The sequence below is a fragment of the Oceanivirga miroungae genome (genome assembly GCF_902505095.1).
GTDB classification, from domain to species: domain Bacteria; phylum Fusobacteriota; class Fusobacteriia; order Fusobacteriales; family Leptotrichiaceae; genus Oceanivirga; species Oceanivirga miroungae.
The window spans coordinates 412,035-430,007 of record NZ_CABWIB010000001.1; the positions used below are offsets into that span (position 1 = coordinate 412,035).

At 25.2% G+C, this 17,973-nt stretch carries 20 protein-coding genes; all 20 read left to right on the forward strand.

Annotated features, from left to right (window positions below; genetic code table 11):
- The first annotated feature begins 14 nt into the window (after positions 1–14).
- The 20 genes from OMES3154_RS02090 (at position 15) to OMES3154_RS06520 (ending at position 17,972) form a co-directional block, all read left to right on the forward strand.
- Positions 15–1,610 (forward strand): ClC family H(+)/Cl(-) exchange transporter, encoded by a 1,596-nt coding sequence (locus tag OMES3154_RS02090; protein WP_156683154.1) that lies wholly within the window; start codon positions 15–17, stop codon positions 1,608–1,610.
- A complete protein-coding gene (locus OMES3154_RS02095; protein WP_156683155.1) occupies positions 1,610–3,040 on the forward strand; it encodes a nicotinate phosphoribosyltransferase in 1,431 nt (476 codons plus the stop codon). Before OMES3154_RS02090 ends, OMES3154_RS02095 begins: the two co-directional genes overlap by 1 nt.
- A gap of 14 nt (positions 3,041–3,054) precedes the next feature.
- Complete coding sequence (trpS, locus tag OMES3154_RS02100; protein ID WP_156683156.1) at positions 3,055–4,026, forward strand: tryptophan--tRNA ligase; 972 nt, start codon at positions 3,055–3,057, stop codon at positions 4,024–4,026.
- Positions 4,023–4,931, forward strand: coding sequence for a DNA polymerase III subunit delta (locus OMES3154_RS02105; RefSeq protein WP_156683157.1), 909 nt, complete (start codon positions 4,023–4,025; stop codon positions 4,929–4,931). The genes trpS and OMES3154_RS02105 overlap by 4 nt, the downstream gene beginning before the upstream one ends.
- A 78-nt stretch (positions 4,932–5,009) precedes the next feature.
- The gene (locus OMES3154_RS02110) at positions 5,010–6,047 is read left to right on the forward strand and encodes an LLM class flavin-dependent oxidoreductase (protein ID WP_156683158.1); all 1,038 of its coding nucleotides are present in this window, start codon (positions 5,010–5,012) and stop codon (positions 6,045–6,047) included.
- Between the two features lie 70 nt (positions 6,048–6,117).
- On the forward strand, positions 6,118–6,363 hold the full coding sequence (locus OMES3154_RS02115) for a hypothetical protein (RefSeq protein WP_156683159.1): 246 nt from the start codon (positions 6,118–6,120) through the stop codon (positions 6,361–6,363).
- Between the two features lie 62 nt (positions 6,364–6,425).
- Positions 6,426–7,295, forward strand: a complete 870-nt coding sequence (locus OMES3154_RS02120) for a HipA domain-containing protein (RefSeq protein ID WP_156683160.1) — start codon at positions 6,426–6,428, stop codon at positions 7,293–7,295.
- 366 nt (positions 7,296–7,661) lie between these two features.
- A complete protein-coding gene (locus tag OMES3154_RS02125; protein ID WP_156683161.1) occupies positions 7,662–7,982 on the forward strand; it encodes a cell division protein SepF in 321 nt (106 codons plus the stop codon).
- A gap of 47 nt (positions 7,983–8,029) precedes the next feature.
- Complete coding sequence (obgE, locus tag OMES3154_RS02130; protein ID WP_156683162.1) at positions 8,030–9,301, forward strand: GTPase ObgE; 1,272 nt, start codon at positions 8,030–8,032, stop codon at positions 9,299–9,301.
- Positions 9,288–10,154 (forward strand): tRNA (adenosine(37)-N6)-dimethylallyltransferase MiaA, encoded by an 867-nt coding sequence (gene miaA, locus OMES3154_RS02135; RefSeq protein ID WP_156683943.1) that lies wholly within the window; start codon positions 9,288–9,290, stop codon positions 10,152–10,154. The genes obgE and miaA overlap by 14 nt, the downstream gene beginning before the upstream one ends.
- Positions 10,144–10,590, forward strand: coding sequence for a PTS sugar transporter subunit IIA (locus OMES3154_RS02140; protein WP_156683163.1), 447 nt, complete (start codon positions 10,144–10,146; stop codon positions 10,588–10,590). Before miaA ends, OMES3154_RS02140 begins: the two co-directional genes overlap by 11 nt.
- Positions 10,591–10,597: 7 nt before the next feature.
- Positions 10,598–11,239 (forward strand): uridine kinase, encoded by a 642-nt coding sequence (gene udk / locus OMES3154_RS02145; protein WP_156683164.1) that lies wholly within the window; start codon positions 10,598–10,600, stop codon positions 11,237–11,239.
- 1 nt (position 11,240) lies between these two features.
- Positions 11,241–11,837, forward strand: coding sequence for a hypothetical protein (locus tag OMES3154_RS02150; protein ID WP_156683165.1), 597 nt, complete (start codon positions 11,241–11,243; stop codon positions 11,835–11,837).
- Positions 11,830–12,465, forward strand: coding sequence for an HAD family hydrolase (locus OMES3154_RS02155; RefSeq protein ID WP_156683166.1), 636 nt, complete (start codon positions 11,830–11,832; stop codon positions 12,463–12,465). The genes OMES3154_RS02150 and OMES3154_RS02155 overlap by 8 nt, the downstream gene beginning before the upstream one ends.
- A 2-nt stretch (positions 12,466–12,467) precedes the next feature.
- Positions 12,468–13,196: an NAD(+)/NADH kinase gene (locus tag OMES3154_RS02160; protein WP_156683167.1), complete on the forward strand. Its 729-nt coding sequence runs from the start codon at positions 12,468–12,470 to the stop codon at positions 13,194–13,196.
- Position 13,197: 1 nt separating this feature from the next.
- Positions 13,198–14,145, forward strand: a complete 948-nt coding sequence (locus tag OMES3154_RS02165) for an alpha/beta hydrolase (RefSeq protein WP_156683168.1) — start codon at positions 13,198–13,200, stop codon at positions 14,143–14,145.
- A 14-nt stretch (positions 14,146–14,159) separates the two neighbouring features.
- On the forward strand, positions 14,160–15,101 hold the full coding sequence (locus tag OMES3154_RS02170; RefSeq protein ID WP_156683169.1) for an alpha/beta hydrolase fold domain-containing protein: 942 nt from the start codon (positions 14,160–14,162) through the stop codon (positions 15,099–15,101).
- Complete coding sequence (recN, locus tag OMES3154_RS02175; RefSeq protein WP_156683170.1) at positions 15,076–16,725, forward strand: DNA repair protein RecN; 1,650 nt, start codon at positions 15,076–15,078, stop codon at positions 16,723–16,725. Before OMES3154_RS02170 ends, recN begins: the two co-directional genes overlap by 26 nt.
- Positions 16,718–17,596 (forward strand): tyrosine-type recombinase/integrase, encoded by an 879-nt coding sequence (locus OMES3154_RS02180; RefSeq protein WP_156683171.1) that lies wholly within the window; start codon positions 16,718–16,720, stop codon positions 17,594–17,596. Before recN ends, OMES3154_RS02180 begins: the two co-directional genes overlap by 8 nt.
- Positions 17,589–17,972 (forward strand): hypothetical protein, encoded by a 384-nt coding sequence (locus tag OMES3154_RS06520; protein ID WP_231679250.1) that lies wholly within the window; start codon positions 17,589–17,591, stop codon positions 17,970–17,972. Before OMES3154_RS02180 ends, OMES3154_RS06520 begins: the two co-directional genes overlap by 8 nt.
- The last annotated feature ends 1 nt before the right edge of the window (position 17,973 follow it).

Below are 17,973 nucleotides of genomic sequence, written 5' to 3' on the forward strand. Positions count from 1 at the left end.
AAAGAGGTAATAAAATGAAAAGAAGTATATTCGCATCAATAGGTGACGTTAATAAATTAAAATCAAATAAGACCAGACTAAAATTAATCCTCTTTTCTATAATAATTGGATTTTTAACTGGTATTGTAGTTGTATTATATAGAGTTAGTTTAGATAAGATAGTAATAATTAGAAATGAAATCATGGGATTTAATATAGGATTACTACTTTTTTTATTTTTCATATCAGCTATAATAATACAATTTTTATTAAATAAATTTCCTTTAATAAGTGGATCAGGTATTCCACAAGTAGAAGGTGTTTTAAATAGACAAATTACATTTAATTGGTTTTTTGAAATTGTAAATAAATTTTTTGCAGGGGTATTAGCCATATTTATGGGACTATCCCTAGGTCGTGAAGGACCATCAATACATTTAGGAGCACTAATGGCTGATGGTGTTAATAGCACATCAAATAGGCCAGATGTAGAGAGAAAATATTTACTAAGTTCAGGAGCTTCAGCAGGTCTTGCTGCGGCATTTAATGCTCCACTATCAGGAACAATATTCGCCTTAGAGGAATTAAAAAAATTCTTCTCACCAATTTTACTCATTTGTACTTTACTAGCTAGTATCTCATCAAATCTAGTAGTTCAGTATTTTTTAGGTAGAAATGTAGTATTATCCCATTTTATAACTGCAAACCCTATGGGAAATACAATAAAAGACATATCTTTTGAAATATTTTTAGTTTTAATTTTAAGTTTTTTTATGGCAATATCTGCAAAGTTATTTAATTATTGTCTTATTAAATCACTTAATATATATAGAGATATAAAGCTAAATAAGTATATAAAAATGATAATAGTATCTATTATATCTTTTTTTGCTGTATACTTTATGCCAGATATTACTGGTGGTGGACATAGTTTAATAGAGAAATTAATACTTAGTCAGACAGCATTTAAGGTAGTAATATTATTGCTATTATTTAAATTCATATTTACAATGTTTAGTTATTCAACTGGTGCAGCAGGTGGTATATTTTTACCTCTACTTGTATTAGGAGCACTAATAGGAAAAGTTTATGGAATAGTTATAGTTAATTTATTCAATTTAAGTGACGCATATTTAATACACTTTATGCTTCTATCTATGGCGGCTTACTTTAGTGCTATAGTAAAAGCTCCTATAACTGGAATAGTTTTAATACTAGAAATGACAGGGAATTTTTCAAATTTATTTTCACTTACAATAGCAGCAGCTTTTTCATATATAATATCTGATTTAATAAAAAATGAAGGAGTTTACGATTTACTATATCATAGAATGTTTGAGAAAAACTTAAAAGAATATGAGAATGATGAAGAAATAAAACCATCAAACAAGATGACAGCAATAAGATTAGCAGTTATTGAAAACTCTAAGTTAGCTGGTATGTTTATAAAAGATGTAAATTGGCCAAAAAATATGTTAGTTATTGGGATTGAGAGAAATAATTATGAGTTTATACCGGATGGTAATACAAAAATATATGAAGGAGATCAAATTATAATATTTGCTGATGATAACATAGTAGTGAAGAAGTTACACGAATTATTTGAAATGACAAGAGAGGATGTAAAATAATGAATATAAACCCAATTTTAACTTGTGATTCTTACAAAATATCACACCCAAAGCAATACCCAGATAATATGATGTATATGCATAGCTATATTGAAAGCCGTGGTGGTGAGTACGGATATACTAAGTTTTTTGGATTACAATATTACTTAAAAAAATATTTAACAGTAAGACTTACAAAAGAAATGGTAGATGAAGCAAGTGAAATTTTTAAGCTACATGGAATACCATTTATTAGAGAAGATTTTGACTATATTGTAGAAAAATTAGATGGGAAAATACCACTTAGAATAAGAGCAGTTGAAGAAGGCGCTATAATTCCTAATCACAATGTACTAATTACAGTAGAGTCAACAGATAAAAATGTTCCATATATTGTTTCTTGGTTTGAAACTTTACTTTTAAAAACTTGGTATCCAATTACAGTTGCTACTTATTCATATAAGATAAAGCAAATAATAAAATATTTTTTGGAAAAAACATGTGATAATGTAGATGAAGAAATTCTATTTAAGCTACATGATTTTGGGTATAGAGGTACAAGTAGTGAAGAAAGTGCTGGTATAGGAGGTCTTGCTCATTTAACTAACTTTTTAGGAACTGATAATATAAAAGCTTTAGTTTATGGTAGACATTACTATAACATTGACTGTGCAGGATTTAGTATTCCAGCAGCAGAACATAGCACAATTACATCTTGGGGAAGAGAAAATGAAAAAAAAGCAATAGAACATATAATTGATTCATTTAAAGATAATCAATTAGCTGTAGTTTGTGATTCATATAATTTCTTTAATGCAGTAGAACATATAATTTGTGAGGATTTAAAAGATAAAATAATAAAAAGAGATAATTTGTTAGTAATAAGACCAGATAGTGGTGACGCAATTACAAATATCTTATTTGCCCTAGAAAAATTAGAAAATGCTTTTGGGGTAACTATAAATAAAAAAGGATATAAGGTACTAAACCATGTGAGAATTATACAAGGTGATAGTGTATATGAGAATACTGTATGGGATATACTAAAGTCTATTACAGATATGGGGTATAGTGCTGAAAATATTAGCTTAGGTTCAGGGGGAGCTTTGCTGCAAGGTAATAAAAACTCTAGTATAAATAGAGACACTCATAGATTTGCTATGAAATGTAGCTCAGTAAAAATAAAGGATAGTTTTGTAGATGTATATAAAGACCCTATAACCGACAAAGGAAAAATTAGTAAAAAAGGTAGATTAGATTTAATAATAGATGAGAATGAAAAAATAAGAACTATAAATATTACAAATTTAGGTGAAAATAATTATCATAAAGATTCTATAATGAATATAGTATTTGAAAATGGAGAACTTTTAAAAGAATATAGTTTAGAAGAAATTAGAGAAAATGAATGCAAATACTATAAACCTCATTTAGAAAAAAGACCTTTTTAGAAAGTGGTGTAAAAATGAAAAAAAGAAGTTTATCTGGTATTCAACCAAGTGGGACACTTCATATAGGAAACTATTTTGGAGCCTTAAAACAATTTGTTGATTCACAAGATGAGTATGATGGGCTATATTTTCTAGCTGATCTTCACTCATTAACATCTAGTAAAGATAGTGAAAAATTAAAAGAAAATACAAAAAATGCGGTTTTAGATTACCTAGCATTAGGGCTAGATCCTAAAAAATCAACAATATTTTTACAATCAGACGTAAGTTATCACGCTGAACTTATGTGGATTTTATCAAATGTTACTCCTATTTCACTTTTAGAAAGAGGGCATGCATATAAAGATAAGATAGCAAAAGGTATGAAACCAAATACAGGACTATTTACTTATCCTGTATTAATGGCAGCAGATATCTTACTATATGATACAGATTTAGTTCCTGTTGGAAAAGATCAAAAACAACATGTTGAGTTTACAAGAGATATAGCTATAAAATTTAATGAAGCATATAATAAAAATGTATTCAAATTACCAGAAGATTTAATATTAGACTCAGTTGCAATAGTTCCTGGTACGGATGGTGAAAAAATGAGTAAGTCATATGGAAATATAATAAATATGTTTTTACCTGAAAAAGAATTAAAAAAACAAGTTATGTCTATAGTAACTGATAGTAAAGGACTAGAGGAACCAAAAGATCCAGATAATAATATAGTTAAACTTTATTCATTATTTGCAAGCAAAGAAGAAGTAGATATTATGAAAAATAAATTTTTAGCAGGTAATTATGGTTACGGACACGCAAAAAAAGAACTGCTAGAGTCAATTTTAGAATACTTTAAAGATGCTCGTTATAAAAGAGAAAAACTATTAAATAACATGGATTATGTAAATGAAATACTAGACCAAGGTAAAAAAAGAGCGCAAGAACTAGCATATAACAAAATGAAAGAAGTTAGAGAAACAATAGGTATATATAGATGATATACTTTGTATCTGGTTTAAATAGTAGACAAATTAAGATTGACGAAATAAAAAAAGAATATACTGATATATCAATTTTTGATGCCAGTATAGAAAGTGAATATGACTTATTTTTAAACAGTATATATAATGTAAGCCTATTTTCAAAACGAGAGCTTATTATACTTAGAAGAGCAGAAAAAGTAAAGAAAATGAAAAATCTAATTGATACTTTAAAAGAGTATGAAGATGATAAAAAAGATATATTGATTGATTATTTCGCAGAATACAAGACAAAAAATATATATTTAAAAGATTTTGAAAAAATAACTAAAAATATAGTAAATATTGAAAATGAAGACGATTTATTAAATGACTATATAGATAAAAACTTAAAAATTTCAAATGAAGATAAGAAAAAATTAATAAGCTTAATAGGAACAGACTATAATCATATAAAAAATGAAATATATAAATATAATTTAGTTTTAAAAGATGAAGTGTTTTCCTTTGCTAAATTAGATGGATTAATTAGCGAGAGTTTGGACAAGAAAATATCAGATATTGTAGATAATATTATGTTTGCTAATGTTGATATTGATAAAATAAATTCAAGTATGTATATGGGAATAGTATACGGTCTATATAAAGAGTTCGAAATTTTACATAGATTATCAAAATTAAAATTAAGTACTGATTACAATACATTTAAAAAAGAGTATGAAAAGTATAAAGATATATTTTTACTTCACTATTATGTTGCTTATTTAAAAAATAAAAATATAAATCGTTATACTACAAAAAATATATTTAAAATTTTATTAAATATAGTAAAAAATGAAACAATGTTTAAAAGTGGAGAGATAGATGATAAGCTTATGATTTTTAATATTGTAAGTTATATAAATAAAAATAAGAAAAGTTAACGGTTACTAAAAAGTACCTTATTGCAATATTTTCATAAAATGTTAATATATATGTATAAAAAACGAAGAGGTGATATTATGAAAATAGAATTAGGTATATCAACATTCGGTGAAACAACTGTAATGGAAGATGGAACAAAATTAAGTCATGATCAAAGAATAAGAAATATGATAGAAGAAGTGGAACTTGCTGATAAAGTAGGATTAGATATATATGCAGTAGGAGAACACCATAGAGATGACTTTGCAGTATCAAGTCCAGAAATGATTTTAGCAGCAGCGGCAGTTAAAACAAAACATATTAAATTATCAAGTGCTGTTACTGTATTATCATCAAACGACCCAGTAAGAGTTTACCAAAACTTCTCTCATGTTGATGCATTATCAAGTGGTAGAGCAGAAATTATGGTAGGTAGAGGGTCATTTATTGAATCATTCCCATTATTTGGATATGATTTAAGACATTATGATGAATTATTTAGCGAAAAGTTAGATATGTTATTAAAAATTAAGGAAAACGAAGTATTAACTTGGAGAGGTAAACACACACAAAGTGTTAACGCAAGACCTGTTTATCCTAGAGCATTAGATTTACCTATATGGGTTGCAACAGGTGGAAATCCTGAATCAACTATAAATATAGCTAAAAGAGGATTACCTATAGTATATGCAATAATAGGTGGAAATCCTAACTACTTTACAAGATTAGTAGAACTATATAAAAGAGTAGGGGAAGAAAGTGGATTTAAAAAAGAAGACCTAAAAGTAGGAGTACACTCTTGGGGATATGTAGCTCGTGATAACGAAGAAGCTATAAAAGATTACTTCCACCCAACAAAAGCTCTGCAAGATAGAATAGCACAAGATAGAGCAACATGGGCACCATTATCTTACCAACATTATTTAAATATGGTAGGAGAATACGGAGCAATGTTTGTAGGAAGTCCTGAAAAAGTTGCACAAAAATTAATAAGAGTCATGGAAGAAGTTGGAATAGATAGATTTATGTTACACTTACCAGTAGGATCTATACCTCATGAAAAGACTTTAGAAGCTATTAGATTATTCGGTGAAGAAGTTGCACCAATAGTTAGAGCACACTTTGAAAATAAATAAAGTATATAAAAAGCCAGAGATGGCTTTTTTTTCTAGCTTTAATGTGATAAAATTAGGTGAGGTGATTTATATGACTATAAATGAAAAAATAAAAATTGATTTTAAAGTACCTGACTATATAAATGATATGATTTTAGAATTAGAAGAAATTGCAAAACTTGCAAAAAGTGAAAATATTGATAAACAGAAGGTTAGTGATATGTGGGTAGAAAAAGCAAGTGAGTTAGAAGTATGCTCATTAATGGCACATAGAAATGGTAAGCTAACATATGAAGAACATTTAAAGTTAATGTATAGATATGATAAACTAGGGTAATATATGGAAATAAAAAAATTTGATAATTACAAAATAAATGATAGAGATTATGCGGGAAAAAAATAAAATTTCCACAGAAAAATAATGATTTCGTTAATACAAATATATCATACACAACTAGTCCTATTTCAGAATATTTAGGTTCACATATTTATCAAATTTTAGGATTTGATACTCATGAAACTAAACTGGGTATTTTTGATAATAAATTGGTTGTAGCATGTAGAGACTTTACTAGTAAAAATATTAGATTAAAAGAAATTAAAAGTATTTATAACGATTATTTAGTTGGGTATAATGAAACAAGAGAAAACTTTAAAACTGGTAATAGAAATAATACAAATTTAGAAGAATTATATTTAGTTTTTAAAACAAATCCTAAATTAAGAAATATAAATATAATTGACAGATTTTTTGATATGTTAGTTATTGATGGTTTCATTACAAATAATGACAGACACTTAGGTAATTTTGGATTACTTTTTGATGAAGAAAATAATATATATGAATTATCACCTATATATGATAATGGAAATTCCTTCTATAATAAGCATGATATAGAAAAAATAAATAAGATATTAAGTGAAGAAAGTGTATATAATTCTGTTTTAAAATTTGATAGCATTCCCTATGAAATGAACAAAAAACAAATAAATATTTTAGGAGCAATTGAAAAATTGACGTTTGGGAATGATGATAAAAATAAGCCTCTAAATTCAACTTTAGATAATCATTTAAAAGAAGCAATTTTAAGAAATCAACCTAAAATAAAAAGTAAAATAAATGATATACTAATGTTAGTAGATGGACTTCCAGAAAAGAAAGAAGACATTTATATAATTTCAAAAGAACAAAAAGAATTTTATAAAAAAATATTAAGAGATAGACTAGATAAAATTATCACTCCAGCATTTAATAAAATTAAATTTTAATTAAAGATGACTAAATTAGATTAAAAATTTCTAATTAGTCATTTTTTTTAGTTAATAAAATAATAAAAAAATATTTCAATAGGTATTGATTATAATTATAAACAACTAGAATTCTAAATAATATGAACTATGATAAATTTGATAAAAGAGTGAATTATAGACAATATGAAATTATAAAATAACAATTATTGAATTAAGTAATGCTTTTAACGTTAGTGTTTCAACTATAAAAAGAAAAGGAAGCTTAACTAATGGTAGTTTGGGAGTATGTTAATAAAAAAATAATCCCATTACAAAAAAAGCTTAGTTTCCTTGAAATAATGGGCAAAAAAGTATATAATTAAAAATAAATGGGAGGTTTTAACTATGGCAGTAAAATTTGGTAAATTTATAAATAATGAATCTGGTGAAGAAACATTTGACTTTGGTTTAAAAATAATAAGACCATTAAATTATAGTTCTGGAGCAAGAAAGATTGCAGAACTAATAAAGCAAAAGAATATAGTTGCTTTTAATCTTGAAAATTTATCAAGTGAAGAAGCTCAAAGAACTTATGATTTCATTCTAGGAGCAACAACGGTTCTAGGTGGAAGAATTGAAAAAATAACAGATAAAGTTTATGCTTCAATTCCTGCTTCTATAAGTGTAGAAAACCTAGAAGAAAAAGAAGAACAGATAGAAGAGTAATTTTAGGACTTATAATATAAGTCCTATTTTATAGATAAGGAGAATAAATGTTTATAGATGAAAGTGTTATAACGGTAAAATCTGGTGACGGTGGAGATGGAGCAGCAACTTTTAGAAGAGAAAAGTTTGTACAATTTGGTGGACCAGATGGTGGCGATGGTGGAAAAGGTGGAGATGTAATATTTTTTGCAGATCCTAATATGAACACCTTACTTAATTTTAAAAATATTAGAAAATTAAGTGCTACAAATGGAGCTAAAGGTTCTGGTAGTAGATGTGCAGGAAAAAATGGAGAAGATGTAATAATTCATGTACCTGTAGGAACTATGATAAGAGATTTTGAAACAAATAAGCTATTATTAGATTTGAATAAAGCTAATGAAACTAGAACCTTATTAAAAGGTGGCGATGGTGGAAGAGGAAATATACATTTTAAAAATTCAATAAGAAAAGCACCAAAAATAGCTGAAAGTGGAAGAAGTGGAATAGAATTAAAAGTAAAACTAGAATTAAAAATGTTAGCTGATGTTGCTTTAGTTGGATATCCAAGTGTAGGTAAATCATCACTAATAAATAAGGTGAGTCAAGCAAACTCAAAAGTAGGAGCATATCATTTTACAACACTAAAACCAAAATTAGGTGTTGTTAGAGTAAATGATACAGATTCATTTGTTATAGCAGATATACCAGGTCTTATTGAAGGAGCACATAGTGGAATAGGTTTAGGAGATAAATTCTTAAAACACATAGAAAGATGTAAATTGATAGTGCACATGGTAGATATATCAGAAATAGATGGAAGATCTGCTATTGAGGATTACTATAAAATAAATGAAGAATTAGAAAAATTTAGTAGTAAATTATCTAAAAAAAATCAAATAGTAGTTTTAAATAAAGTTGATATGCTATTTGATGAAACAAAAATAGAAGAGTTTAAAAATAAGGTAAAAGTTCCAGTTCATGAAATGTCAGTAATTTCTAATTATGGTATAAAAGAACTAATAAATCTAACTAATGAAAAACTAAAAGAAATCGAATATGAAGATATTGAAGATATAAGAGATTTAGATGAAGTTTTACAAGAAGTTATAAAAAGAAAAGAAGATTGGATAATAAAAGAAATAGAACCAAATGTATTTGAAGTTTCAGGACAAGTTGTGGATAATGTTTTAAATAAATATGTTTTCTTAGGAGAAGAGGGTATAATTCAATTCTTACAAGTAATGCGTAATATTGGAATGGAGCAAAAGCTATTACAAGCCGGTGTTAAAATAGGAGATACTATAGTAATTGAAGGATACGAATTTGAATATGTCTAGTAAATGTATTGTATTAGCAGGGCCTACGGCTGTTGGTAAAACTAGTTTATCATTAAGATTAGCAAAAGAATTTAATATGGAAATAATAAACTGTGATGCAACGCAGGTATATAAAAAATTAGATATAGCAAGTGCTAAAATTAAAGAAGAAGAAAAAAAAGGTATAAAGCATCATCTAATAGATATAGTGGAACCAGATTATGAATACAGTGTATCTGATTATTATAAAGATGCAAATAAAATTTTAAATGATAATAAAGATAAAGCTTTTATAATAACAGGTGGAACAGGACTATACATACAATCTATTACAGATGGATTAAGCGATACTAATAAAAAAGATGAAGCTTATAGAAAATATTTAGAAGGTTTATCAAAAGAAGAATTAATTGAGATATTAGATAAAAAAAATATAAAAAAAGATAAGCTAGATTTAAATAATAAGGTAAGACTTATTAGAAAAATAGAAATAGGGAATCATGAATATAATAATATTATTGGTAATGATAGAGAATTTTTAAAAGTATTTCTAGTAAGAGACAGAGAAAATCTTTATGATAGAATAAATAAAAGAGTAGATATAATGATTGAAACTGGACTAATAGAAGAAGCAAAGAATATATATGCTGAATTTGGTGAAAATATTAAAGCAATAGGATATAAAGAGTTAAATGAATATTTTAAAAATAATTTAAGTTTAGATGAAGCTATAGAACTAATTAAAAGAAACAGTAGAAGGTATGCAAAAAGACAGTTTACGTGGTTTAAAAATAAAGGATATTTAACTTTAGATGTATCAAAATACACTGAAGATGAAATTGTTGAATTAATAAGGAGAGAGTATGGAAATTAAAAGTATTTTAGACGAATCTAGAATAATATTTGATGTAAAAGCTAATGAAAAAGATAAAATAATTGAAGAAATTGCAAAACTTTTTACAAAAGATGAAGAAACTTTAAAAAAATTAGTTAGAGATATAATGGAAAGAGAAAAAATATCATCTACAGGAATGCAAGATGGTATAGCTATACCACATTGTAAATCTAAATATGTAAATGATATTAAAATGGCAGTTGCAATTAGTAGAGAAGGTAAGGAATTTAATTCTATGGATGGAATTGCTACTAGAATATTTTTCATGATAGTTGCACCAGAAAATGCTGGGCAAGAACATTTAGAAATTTTAAGAAAAATTTCAAAACTTTCATTTGAAGAAGACTTATTAGAAGAAATTTTAGAAATTACAAGTGATAAAAGTAGAGTTATTAGTGTTTTAGAACAATTATAGGAGAAATATGAACAAGGTAATAATAGGAATTGCTGGTGGAACAGGTTCAGGTAAAACAAGTGTTGCTAATTTAATAGTTGATGATTTGAAAAAGTATGGTTGTAAGGTTGCCTTATTAGAACAAGACTCATATTATGCAGATAATAAAGACATGCCTTTTGATGTAAGAAAAGAATTAAATTATGACCATCCAAATTCGATTGATTTTAAGCTTTTAGTAGAACATATAAAGGATTTAAAAGCTGGTAAAAGTATAGAAAAACCTATATATGATTTTACTACTCACCTAAGAACAGATAAAAGTGAAGTAATAGAAGCAGAAGATATAATAATAGTGGAAGGGATACTTCTTTTTGCAGTTGAAGAATTAAGAAATATGCTGGATATGAAAATATTTGTTGATACAGATGATGATATAAGATTACTTCGTAGAATGGAAAGAGATATAAAAGAAAGAGCTAGAAGTTTTGAAAGTATAAAGAATCAATATATAGAAACTGTAAAACCAATGCATTTAGAGTTTGTTGAACCAAGTAAAAGATATGCTGATGTAATAATACCAAATGGTAAGGATAATAGAGTTGGTATAAAAATGGTAACAAGTAGATTAAAATATTTAATAGGAAAAATTAAAAAAAGCGGAGAGTAAAATGAGTATAAAATATACATACAACTATGATAATTTAGATTACTATTTACTAGAAAATCTACATGATATAAATAAGTATCCTCTATTTAATGCTAAAATAAGAAAAATATTGGATAATAACATAGAGGTATTAGAATATATTTTAAATGCTATTAGAATAAAAAAAGAAAATAATAAATTAATAGAAAAGATAAATAAAAGTTTTTTAGATATTGACATCATTACATATGAGTTTAATGAATATGTATATATGGTATTTAATCTAAAAGAAAGTAAAAAAGCTCTATTTAAAAAAAATAATTTAGGAGTTCTTGTAATAGATGATAAATTAAATGAAGAAATATTAGAACTTGATCAAATACTACAATGCGCATTATCAATTGATTTAGTATTAGAATTAATGGAAGAAAATGAAGATATGAATAAGTACAAAGATTTAGTTGAAAAAGAAGTTAGAGAAGAGCATTTAGATAAATTTTTCTTTTTTGATAATTTTGTATACAAAATATTTATGAAGGGCTTCATAAATACTTTAATATCTAATAAAGTATTTGATAATGATAGGTTTATAAAAGTTTTAGGAGAAATAAATGAGTAAGAAAATAGTGATTTTTGATTTAGATGGAACATTAGTTGATACTATACCAGCAATTTGCAGAAGTGTAAATGTTGTTTTAAAAAAACACGGCTATAATACCTATGATGTTGAAAAATTTAAAGATTTTATAGGTAAAGGTTTTTCTGTCTTGTTTGAAAGGATTAATGATATTCAAAAATTAGAACTTAGTAAAGAAATATTAGTAGATGAAGCTATTGTAGAATATAATAAAGACTTCCTAAGTGGAATATATATTTATCCAAATATAGATAAACTTTTATCAGAACTTGAAAAAAGAAATATTGATATAGCAATAGTTACTAATAAAGATCACGACTTAGCAGTTTTACATTCTAAAACTATATTAAAAGATTTTAATTTTAAATATGTATTTGGACTAAAAAGAAATATTTCATATAAGGGTAAACCAGATCCATATTACTTAAATGAAATAGCAAAAGAATATGATAAAAAAGATATGCTTTTTGTTGGAGATATGATAGTTGATATAAACACTGCAAAAAATGCAAATATAGATATGATTTACTTAAATCATGGTTATGGTGAAAAAAATCTTGCCAAAATCAGTATAGATGATCCATTAGAAGTGTTAAAATATTTAGGATAATTATGAAGACTATTGGAATAAAAGTAGTAAAAAAAGATGGAATAGATATATCTAAACAGTTAGAAATATTAAAAGAGAATGGTTTTATTGAAACTAATGAAAATGTATCGTATATTTTTTCATTTGGAGGAGATGGAACAATACTAAGGGCAAAAAACTATAGCCTAAAACATATGGTACCAATAGTAGCTATAAATTTTGGTAAGATTGGATACATGGCAGATATAGAGTCAAAAGATATAAAAAAAGTTATTGATTCTATAAAAAATAATGAATATAAATTAAGCAAAAGGTACTTATTAGAGTGTAATATAGATGATAAGATAATTTACGCCTTAAATGATATAGTATTTAAAAATGAATATATAGAAGAAATAAAGCTATACGATAACAATAATTTAATAACATCATATAGAGCAGATGGCCTTATAATCTCAACTCCAACAGGATCTACAGCTTATGCACTAAGTGCAGGTGGGAGTATAATTCACCCTGAACTTAGACTTTTAAATATAGTGGCAATAGCCTCGCAATATTTATCAAATAGAAGTTTAATTTTAAAAGATACTATTTTAAAAGTAGTATCAGATTCTAATATATATGTAGATGGTTTAAAGATTGGAAATAAAAAAAATGTTAGTCTAAAGTTAAGTGATAAATATGTTGAAATATTGGAAACAAATGATATGAATTACTATAATGTATTAAAAAATAAATTAGAGTGGAGGTAGTATGAAACAAATAATAAAAAAAATATTAATGCTAATATCAACTTTTTTAATTGTTAGTTCATGTACCCCTTTTTATTTAGCAGCAATAGATATAATGATAAATAGGGTTGTAGATAACAAAGATACCGTTTATGAAAAATATGTAGAAAAAACCGTACCTAAAGATGATAGTTTAATACCAGAAAGTGACGAATATAAACTAAGTTCAAGAGAAGTTGAAGGTATTAAATATTATTTATATAGAAAAAATGTAAGTGATAATTTAGTTTTGTATGTACACGGTGGAGCATTTGTAAGAATAGTAATTTATCAAGATTATGTAAAAATGATGCAAGAAATTAAAGATATGTCAAAATCTAATTTTGATATTGCTTTTTTAAACTATAAGGGTAAAAGATTCCCTAGTCAAACTTATGAGTTAGAAGTGCTACTAAATTATTTAAAACCAAAGTATAAAAAGGTAATTCTTATGGGGGATAGTAGTGGTGGAAATGTTGTATTATCTAACACTTTACTTAGAAGAAATTTAAATGAAGAAAAAGTAGATGCCCTTGTACTAATGTCTCCATGGGCAGACCCAAGTAATAGAGTTAAAAGTAGATTTACAAGGTTTAAACAAGATCTACTAATGGGGAAAAGTATGTATAATAAGTTTTTATTACATAACCCTTATGTAGAAGGAAATGATGTTAAAAATCCTTTATTATCACCAGTTTATGCTGAGTTTTCTAGTTTCCCTAAAACTTTAATACAGTATGGTGGTTTAGAAATATTAGCAGATGATAGTAAAATAGTATGTGAAAAGATAAAAAAAGCAGGTTCACATTGTAAATTAGAAGAGTATGAAAATATGCCTCATGTATTTCAGTTATATACAATACTAGATAAAACAGAGCCAGCAAGAAAAAGTATAGTTGAATTTTTAGATGAAGTTTTCTTAGAGAAATAAAAAGGTGGTAAAGTTTGTATAAATTGATAATAGTATTTTTTTTAACAGTTTCGTGTTCAGCAATTAGCATTATTGATTATTCTGATAGGATAATAGGAGAAAATAAGGAACACATATATAAATTAGTAAGAAAATATAGAAAAGAGGGGGATCTAGTAGCTCCAAAGGGATATAAATTGAATAAACATAATGATAAAAAACATAGATACTATGTTTTAAGAAATAATGGGAATAGTGATAATTTGCTTTTATTAGTACATGGCGGTGCTTATGAAAGAACATATATACAACAAAAACAAATAGATTTTTTAGTTGATTTAAAAGAAAAAAATAACATAGAATATGATAATATTTTAATAGATTATAAGGAAAAAAAATACCCTTATCAAGGTGAGGAATTAGATAACTTAATAGATTTTGTAATAAAAAAATACAAAAAAGTAGTTTTAATTGGAGATAGTAGTGGTGCAGGTTTAATTTTATCAGTAATATTAAAAAGACAAAGTGAGAATAAGGTAATTCCAGATGCATTGGTTCTTATGTCACCTCTTGCAGATTTAAAAAATAGAGTAAAAAGTAGATTTAAAAACTTTAAAAATGATTTTTTAGCTGCCAGGAGTACTTATTTAACCCCTTTAATTCACAATGAATATGTTGATGAATCAATGTATGAAAATATATATGTATCACCTGTTTATGCTGATTATGTAGACTTTCCTAAAACCTTAATGCAATATGGTAAAAGTGAAATACTAGCAGATGATAGTATAATAGTATGTAATAAGATAAATAAAAACAATTCAAATTGTATATTAGAAGGGTATGATGATGTCATTCACGCATTTCAATATTTAAGATTTTTTCATGAAAAAAGAGAATTAGCAATTAAAAATATTAATAAATTTATAGAAAATATTTTTGGGAGTATAGATGATAAAAGAACTGAAAATAAATAATTTAGCAATAATTAAAGAATTAAAAATGGAGTTAGATTCTAACTTTTCAACCTTAACAGGTGAAACAGGAGCAGGTAAGTCAATAATTTTAGATGGAATTTCACTGATATTAGGTAGTAGATCAAATGTTTTATCTATTAGAAATGGAGAAAATAAGTTATCTGTTGAAGCAATAATTGAGTTAAATGATAAAAATTTAGAAAAAATAAGAAAAACATATGATACTATACCAATAGAAAGTAATGAGTTAATAATTTATAGGGAAGTTACAAAAGATAATAAATCAAAAATTACTATAAATGATAAAAGAGTAACATTAAATTTATTAAAAGAGTTAAGTTCAAATTTAGTAGATATAGTTGGACAACATGAAAATCAATATTTATTAAATAAAGAATATCATATTGATTTGCTAGATGCTTTTTTAAAAGAGAAGGAGAATTTATCTAAATATATAAAAGAAATAAAAGATATAGAAAAAGAAATAGAAAAATTAGAAGAAGAAAAGAAAAATATAATAGAAAAGAAAGATTTATATGAATTTAATATACAAGAAATAGAAAAACTAAATCTATATGCTGGTATGGATAAAGAATTAGAAGATGAATATAAGCTAATATTTAATAGTGGTAGAATAGTAGAGGCCTATGAAAAGCTTACTTATGAAATAGATAACGGCTTATTAGCATCTATAAAAAAATGTATTAAAAGCATGGATTCTATATCAGATCTAACTGATGATACTAAAGAAATTACTAATAAATTAGAAAATATTAAAGAAAATATTTTAGATGTATATTCAGATTTATCTTATTCTAATGATTTTTCAGATAGTGATTTAAGATTAGAAAAAATATCAGATAGTTTATCTAAGATAAATAAGATAAAAAATAAGTATAAAATGAATATAGAAAATATCATTGCATACAAAGATGATATGATAGAAAAGCTTGAAAAGATGACATATTCAGATGATTTGATAAATGAATTAAATGTAGCGAAAGATAAAATTATAGAAAAATACTATGAACTTTCATATAAGCTAAGTGAGAATAGAAAAAATATAGCTTTATTTATTGAAAAAGAAATAAATAAAGAATTAAAAGACCTAAATATGAAAGAAGCAGAATTTAAGGTTGATTTTAAAGAAAAAAAAGAGCTTAGTGAAAATGGAATTGATGTAGTTGAATTTTTAATAAGAACTAATAAGGGTACAAACTTTGATAAATTAAGTAAAATTGCATCTGGTGGTGAAATTTCAAGAATAATGTTAGCATTAAAACTAATATTTTCAAAAGTAGATAAATTAGAAACTTTAATATTTGATGAAATTGATGCTGGTATATCAGGAGAAACTGTAAAAATGGTTGCAAGAAAATTAAAAAAATTATCAAAAGATATTCAATTAATTTGTGTAACACATTCACCTAATATAGCAATTTTATCAGATGAGCAGTTCTTAATAGAAAAAAATATTTTAGATAGTAAAACTGAAACAAGTATAAGAAAACTTAACGAAGAAGAGAAAATAGAAGAAATAGCAAGAATTATAAGTGGTAATAATATAAGTGAAGATTTAAAAAATCATATAAAAAATGAAATAAAAAAGGGTAAATATGAATAGTGAAACAAATGTTTTAGTTGTAGAATTTTTGGATTATTTGAAAATAGAAAAAGGTCTTAGCGAAAATACTGTAAAAAGTTACAGGGTAGATCTTTATGAATTTTTTAAAATAATAAGTAAAAGTTATGAGAAAATTGAAAAAGAAGATATTTATACATATATAGATAATATGAGAAATAAGTTTAAAAATAATACAGTACAAAGGAAAGTATCTGCTGTTAAAACTTTTTTTAAGTATCTATATATGAATAAAAAGATAAAAAAAGATCCACTAAATACAATAAAACTTATGAAAAAAGAAACAAGGTTACCTGAAATAATAGATGAAGAAGAGTTTAATAAGATTATAGAAACATTTAACCATAATCCAAAGGATGTAAGAGATAAGCTAATTTTAAAACTTTTAATGGCTAGTGGAGCTAGAATATCAGAAATTGTAAACTTAGATGTATCAAATATTAAAGATAATGACTACAGATATATAAAAGTTTTAGGTAAAGGAAGTAAGTACAGATTCATTCCTATATATGATAAAATTGCTGATGAGATAAAAGAGTATATAGAAAAGGAAAGAGAAGAAATAAAAAGTTCAAAAAAAGACTATAAGTTATTTCCGGGAGCTAGTAGAACAACTTTTTATCTTAAATTAAGAGAAAAAGCTAAAAATGCAGGCATAAATAAAAATGTTCATCCTCATACAATAAGACACTCAGTGGCAAGTCTACTTTTAAAAAATGGACTAGATATTAGATATGTTCAAGAGTTACTAGGACATAGTAGTATTACAACAACAGAGCATTATACTCATGTAGAAAAGTCTAAGTTAAAGTCAATATATGATAATGTTGGTTTAGGTGATGATGTTGAATAAATTAAAGATTATAATAAACTTAAAGATAAATAAATTATTAAAATTGTCAATTTTTGCTTTTTTACTAAGTTATTTTTTAACCTTATATAATAACGATATAGTATATTTTCTTTTATTGTCTTGGCTATATCTTATATACAATTTAGTTTTAATTTACTATAAGAACACAAAGATAATATTAAATTTTTTATTAGCATTAATTGATTTGATATATATTAGTTTATTTAGTTTTAATTTAATGTATATTTTAGTATACTTATTTATCACCTTATTTCTAACCTATAGAGATAGGGAGAATATGAAAAATAATATAGAATTTTATTTAATTTATACAATAGTAAAAATAATATTTATTATTTTACTAATTTTAATATAGA

What these genes read in the sequence shown, in the direction of transcription:
- OMES3154_RS02090 (WP_156683154.1), top strand. Translation starts at nt 15, where the DNA reads ATGAAAAGAAGTATATTCGCATCAATAGGTGACGTTAATAAATTAAAA.
- OMES3154_RS02095 (WP_156683155.1), top strand. Translation starts at nt 1,610, where the DNA reads ATGAATATAAACCCAATTTTAACTTGTGATTCTTACAAAATATCACAC.
- trpS (WP_156683156.1), top strand. Translation starts at nt 3,055, where the DNA reads ATGAAAAAAAGAAGTTTATCTGGTATTCAACCAAGTGGGACACTTCAT.
- OMES3154_RS02105 (WP_156683157.1), top strand. Translation starts at nt 4,023, where the DNA reads ATGATATACTTTGTATCTGGTTTAAATAGTAGACAAATTAAGATTGAC.
- OMES3154_RS02110 (WP_156683158.1), top strand. Translation starts at nt 5,010, where the DNA reads ATGAAAATAGAATTAGGTATATCAACATTCGGTGAAACAACTGTAATG.
- OMES3154_RS02115 (WP_156683159.1), top strand. Translation starts at nt 6,118, where the DNA reads ATGACTATAAATGAAAAAATAAAAATTGATTTTAAAGTACCTGACTAT.
- OMES3154_RS02125 (WP_156683161.1), top strand. Translation starts at nt 7,662, where the DNA reads ATGGCAGTAAAATTTGGTAAATTTATAAATAATGAATCTGGTGAAGAA.
- obgE (WP_156683162.1), top strand. Translation starts at nt 8,030, where the DNA reads ATGTTTATAGATGAAAGTGTTATAACGGTAAAATCTGGTGACGGTGGA.
- OMES3154_RS02140 (WP_156683163.1), top strand. Translation starts at nt 10,144, where the DNA reads ATGGAAATTAAAAGTATTTTAGACGAATCTAGAATAATATTTGATGTA.
- udk (WP_156683164.1), top strand. Translation starts at nt 10,598, where the DNA reads ATGAACAAGGTAATAATAGGAATTGCTGGTGGAACAGGTTCAGGTAAA.
- OMES3154_RS02150 (WP_156683165.1), top strand. Translation starts at nt 11,241, where the DNA reads ATGAGTATAAAATATACATACAACTATGATAATTTAGATTACTATTTA.
- OMES3154_RS02155 (WP_156683166.1), top strand. Translation starts at nt 11,830, where the DNA reads ATGAGTAAGAAAATAGTGATTTTTGATTTAGATGGAACATTAGTTGAT.
- OMES3154_RS02160 (WP_156683167.1), top strand. Translation starts at nt 12,468, where the DNA reads ATGAAGACTATTGGAATAAAAGTAGTAAAAAAAGATGGAATAGATATA.
- OMES3154_RS02165 (WP_156683168.1), top strand. Translation starts at nt 13,198, where the DNA reads ATGAAACAAATAATAAAAAAAATATTAATGCTAATATCAACTTTTTTA.
- recN (WP_156683170.1), top strand. Translation starts at nt 15,076, where the DNA reads ATGATAAAAGAACTGAAAATAAATAATTTAGCAATAATTAAAGAATTA.
- OMES3154_RS02180 (WP_156683171.1), top strand. Translation starts at nt 16,718, where the DNA reads ATGAATAGTGAAACAAATGTTTTAGTTGTAGAATTTTTGGATTATTTG.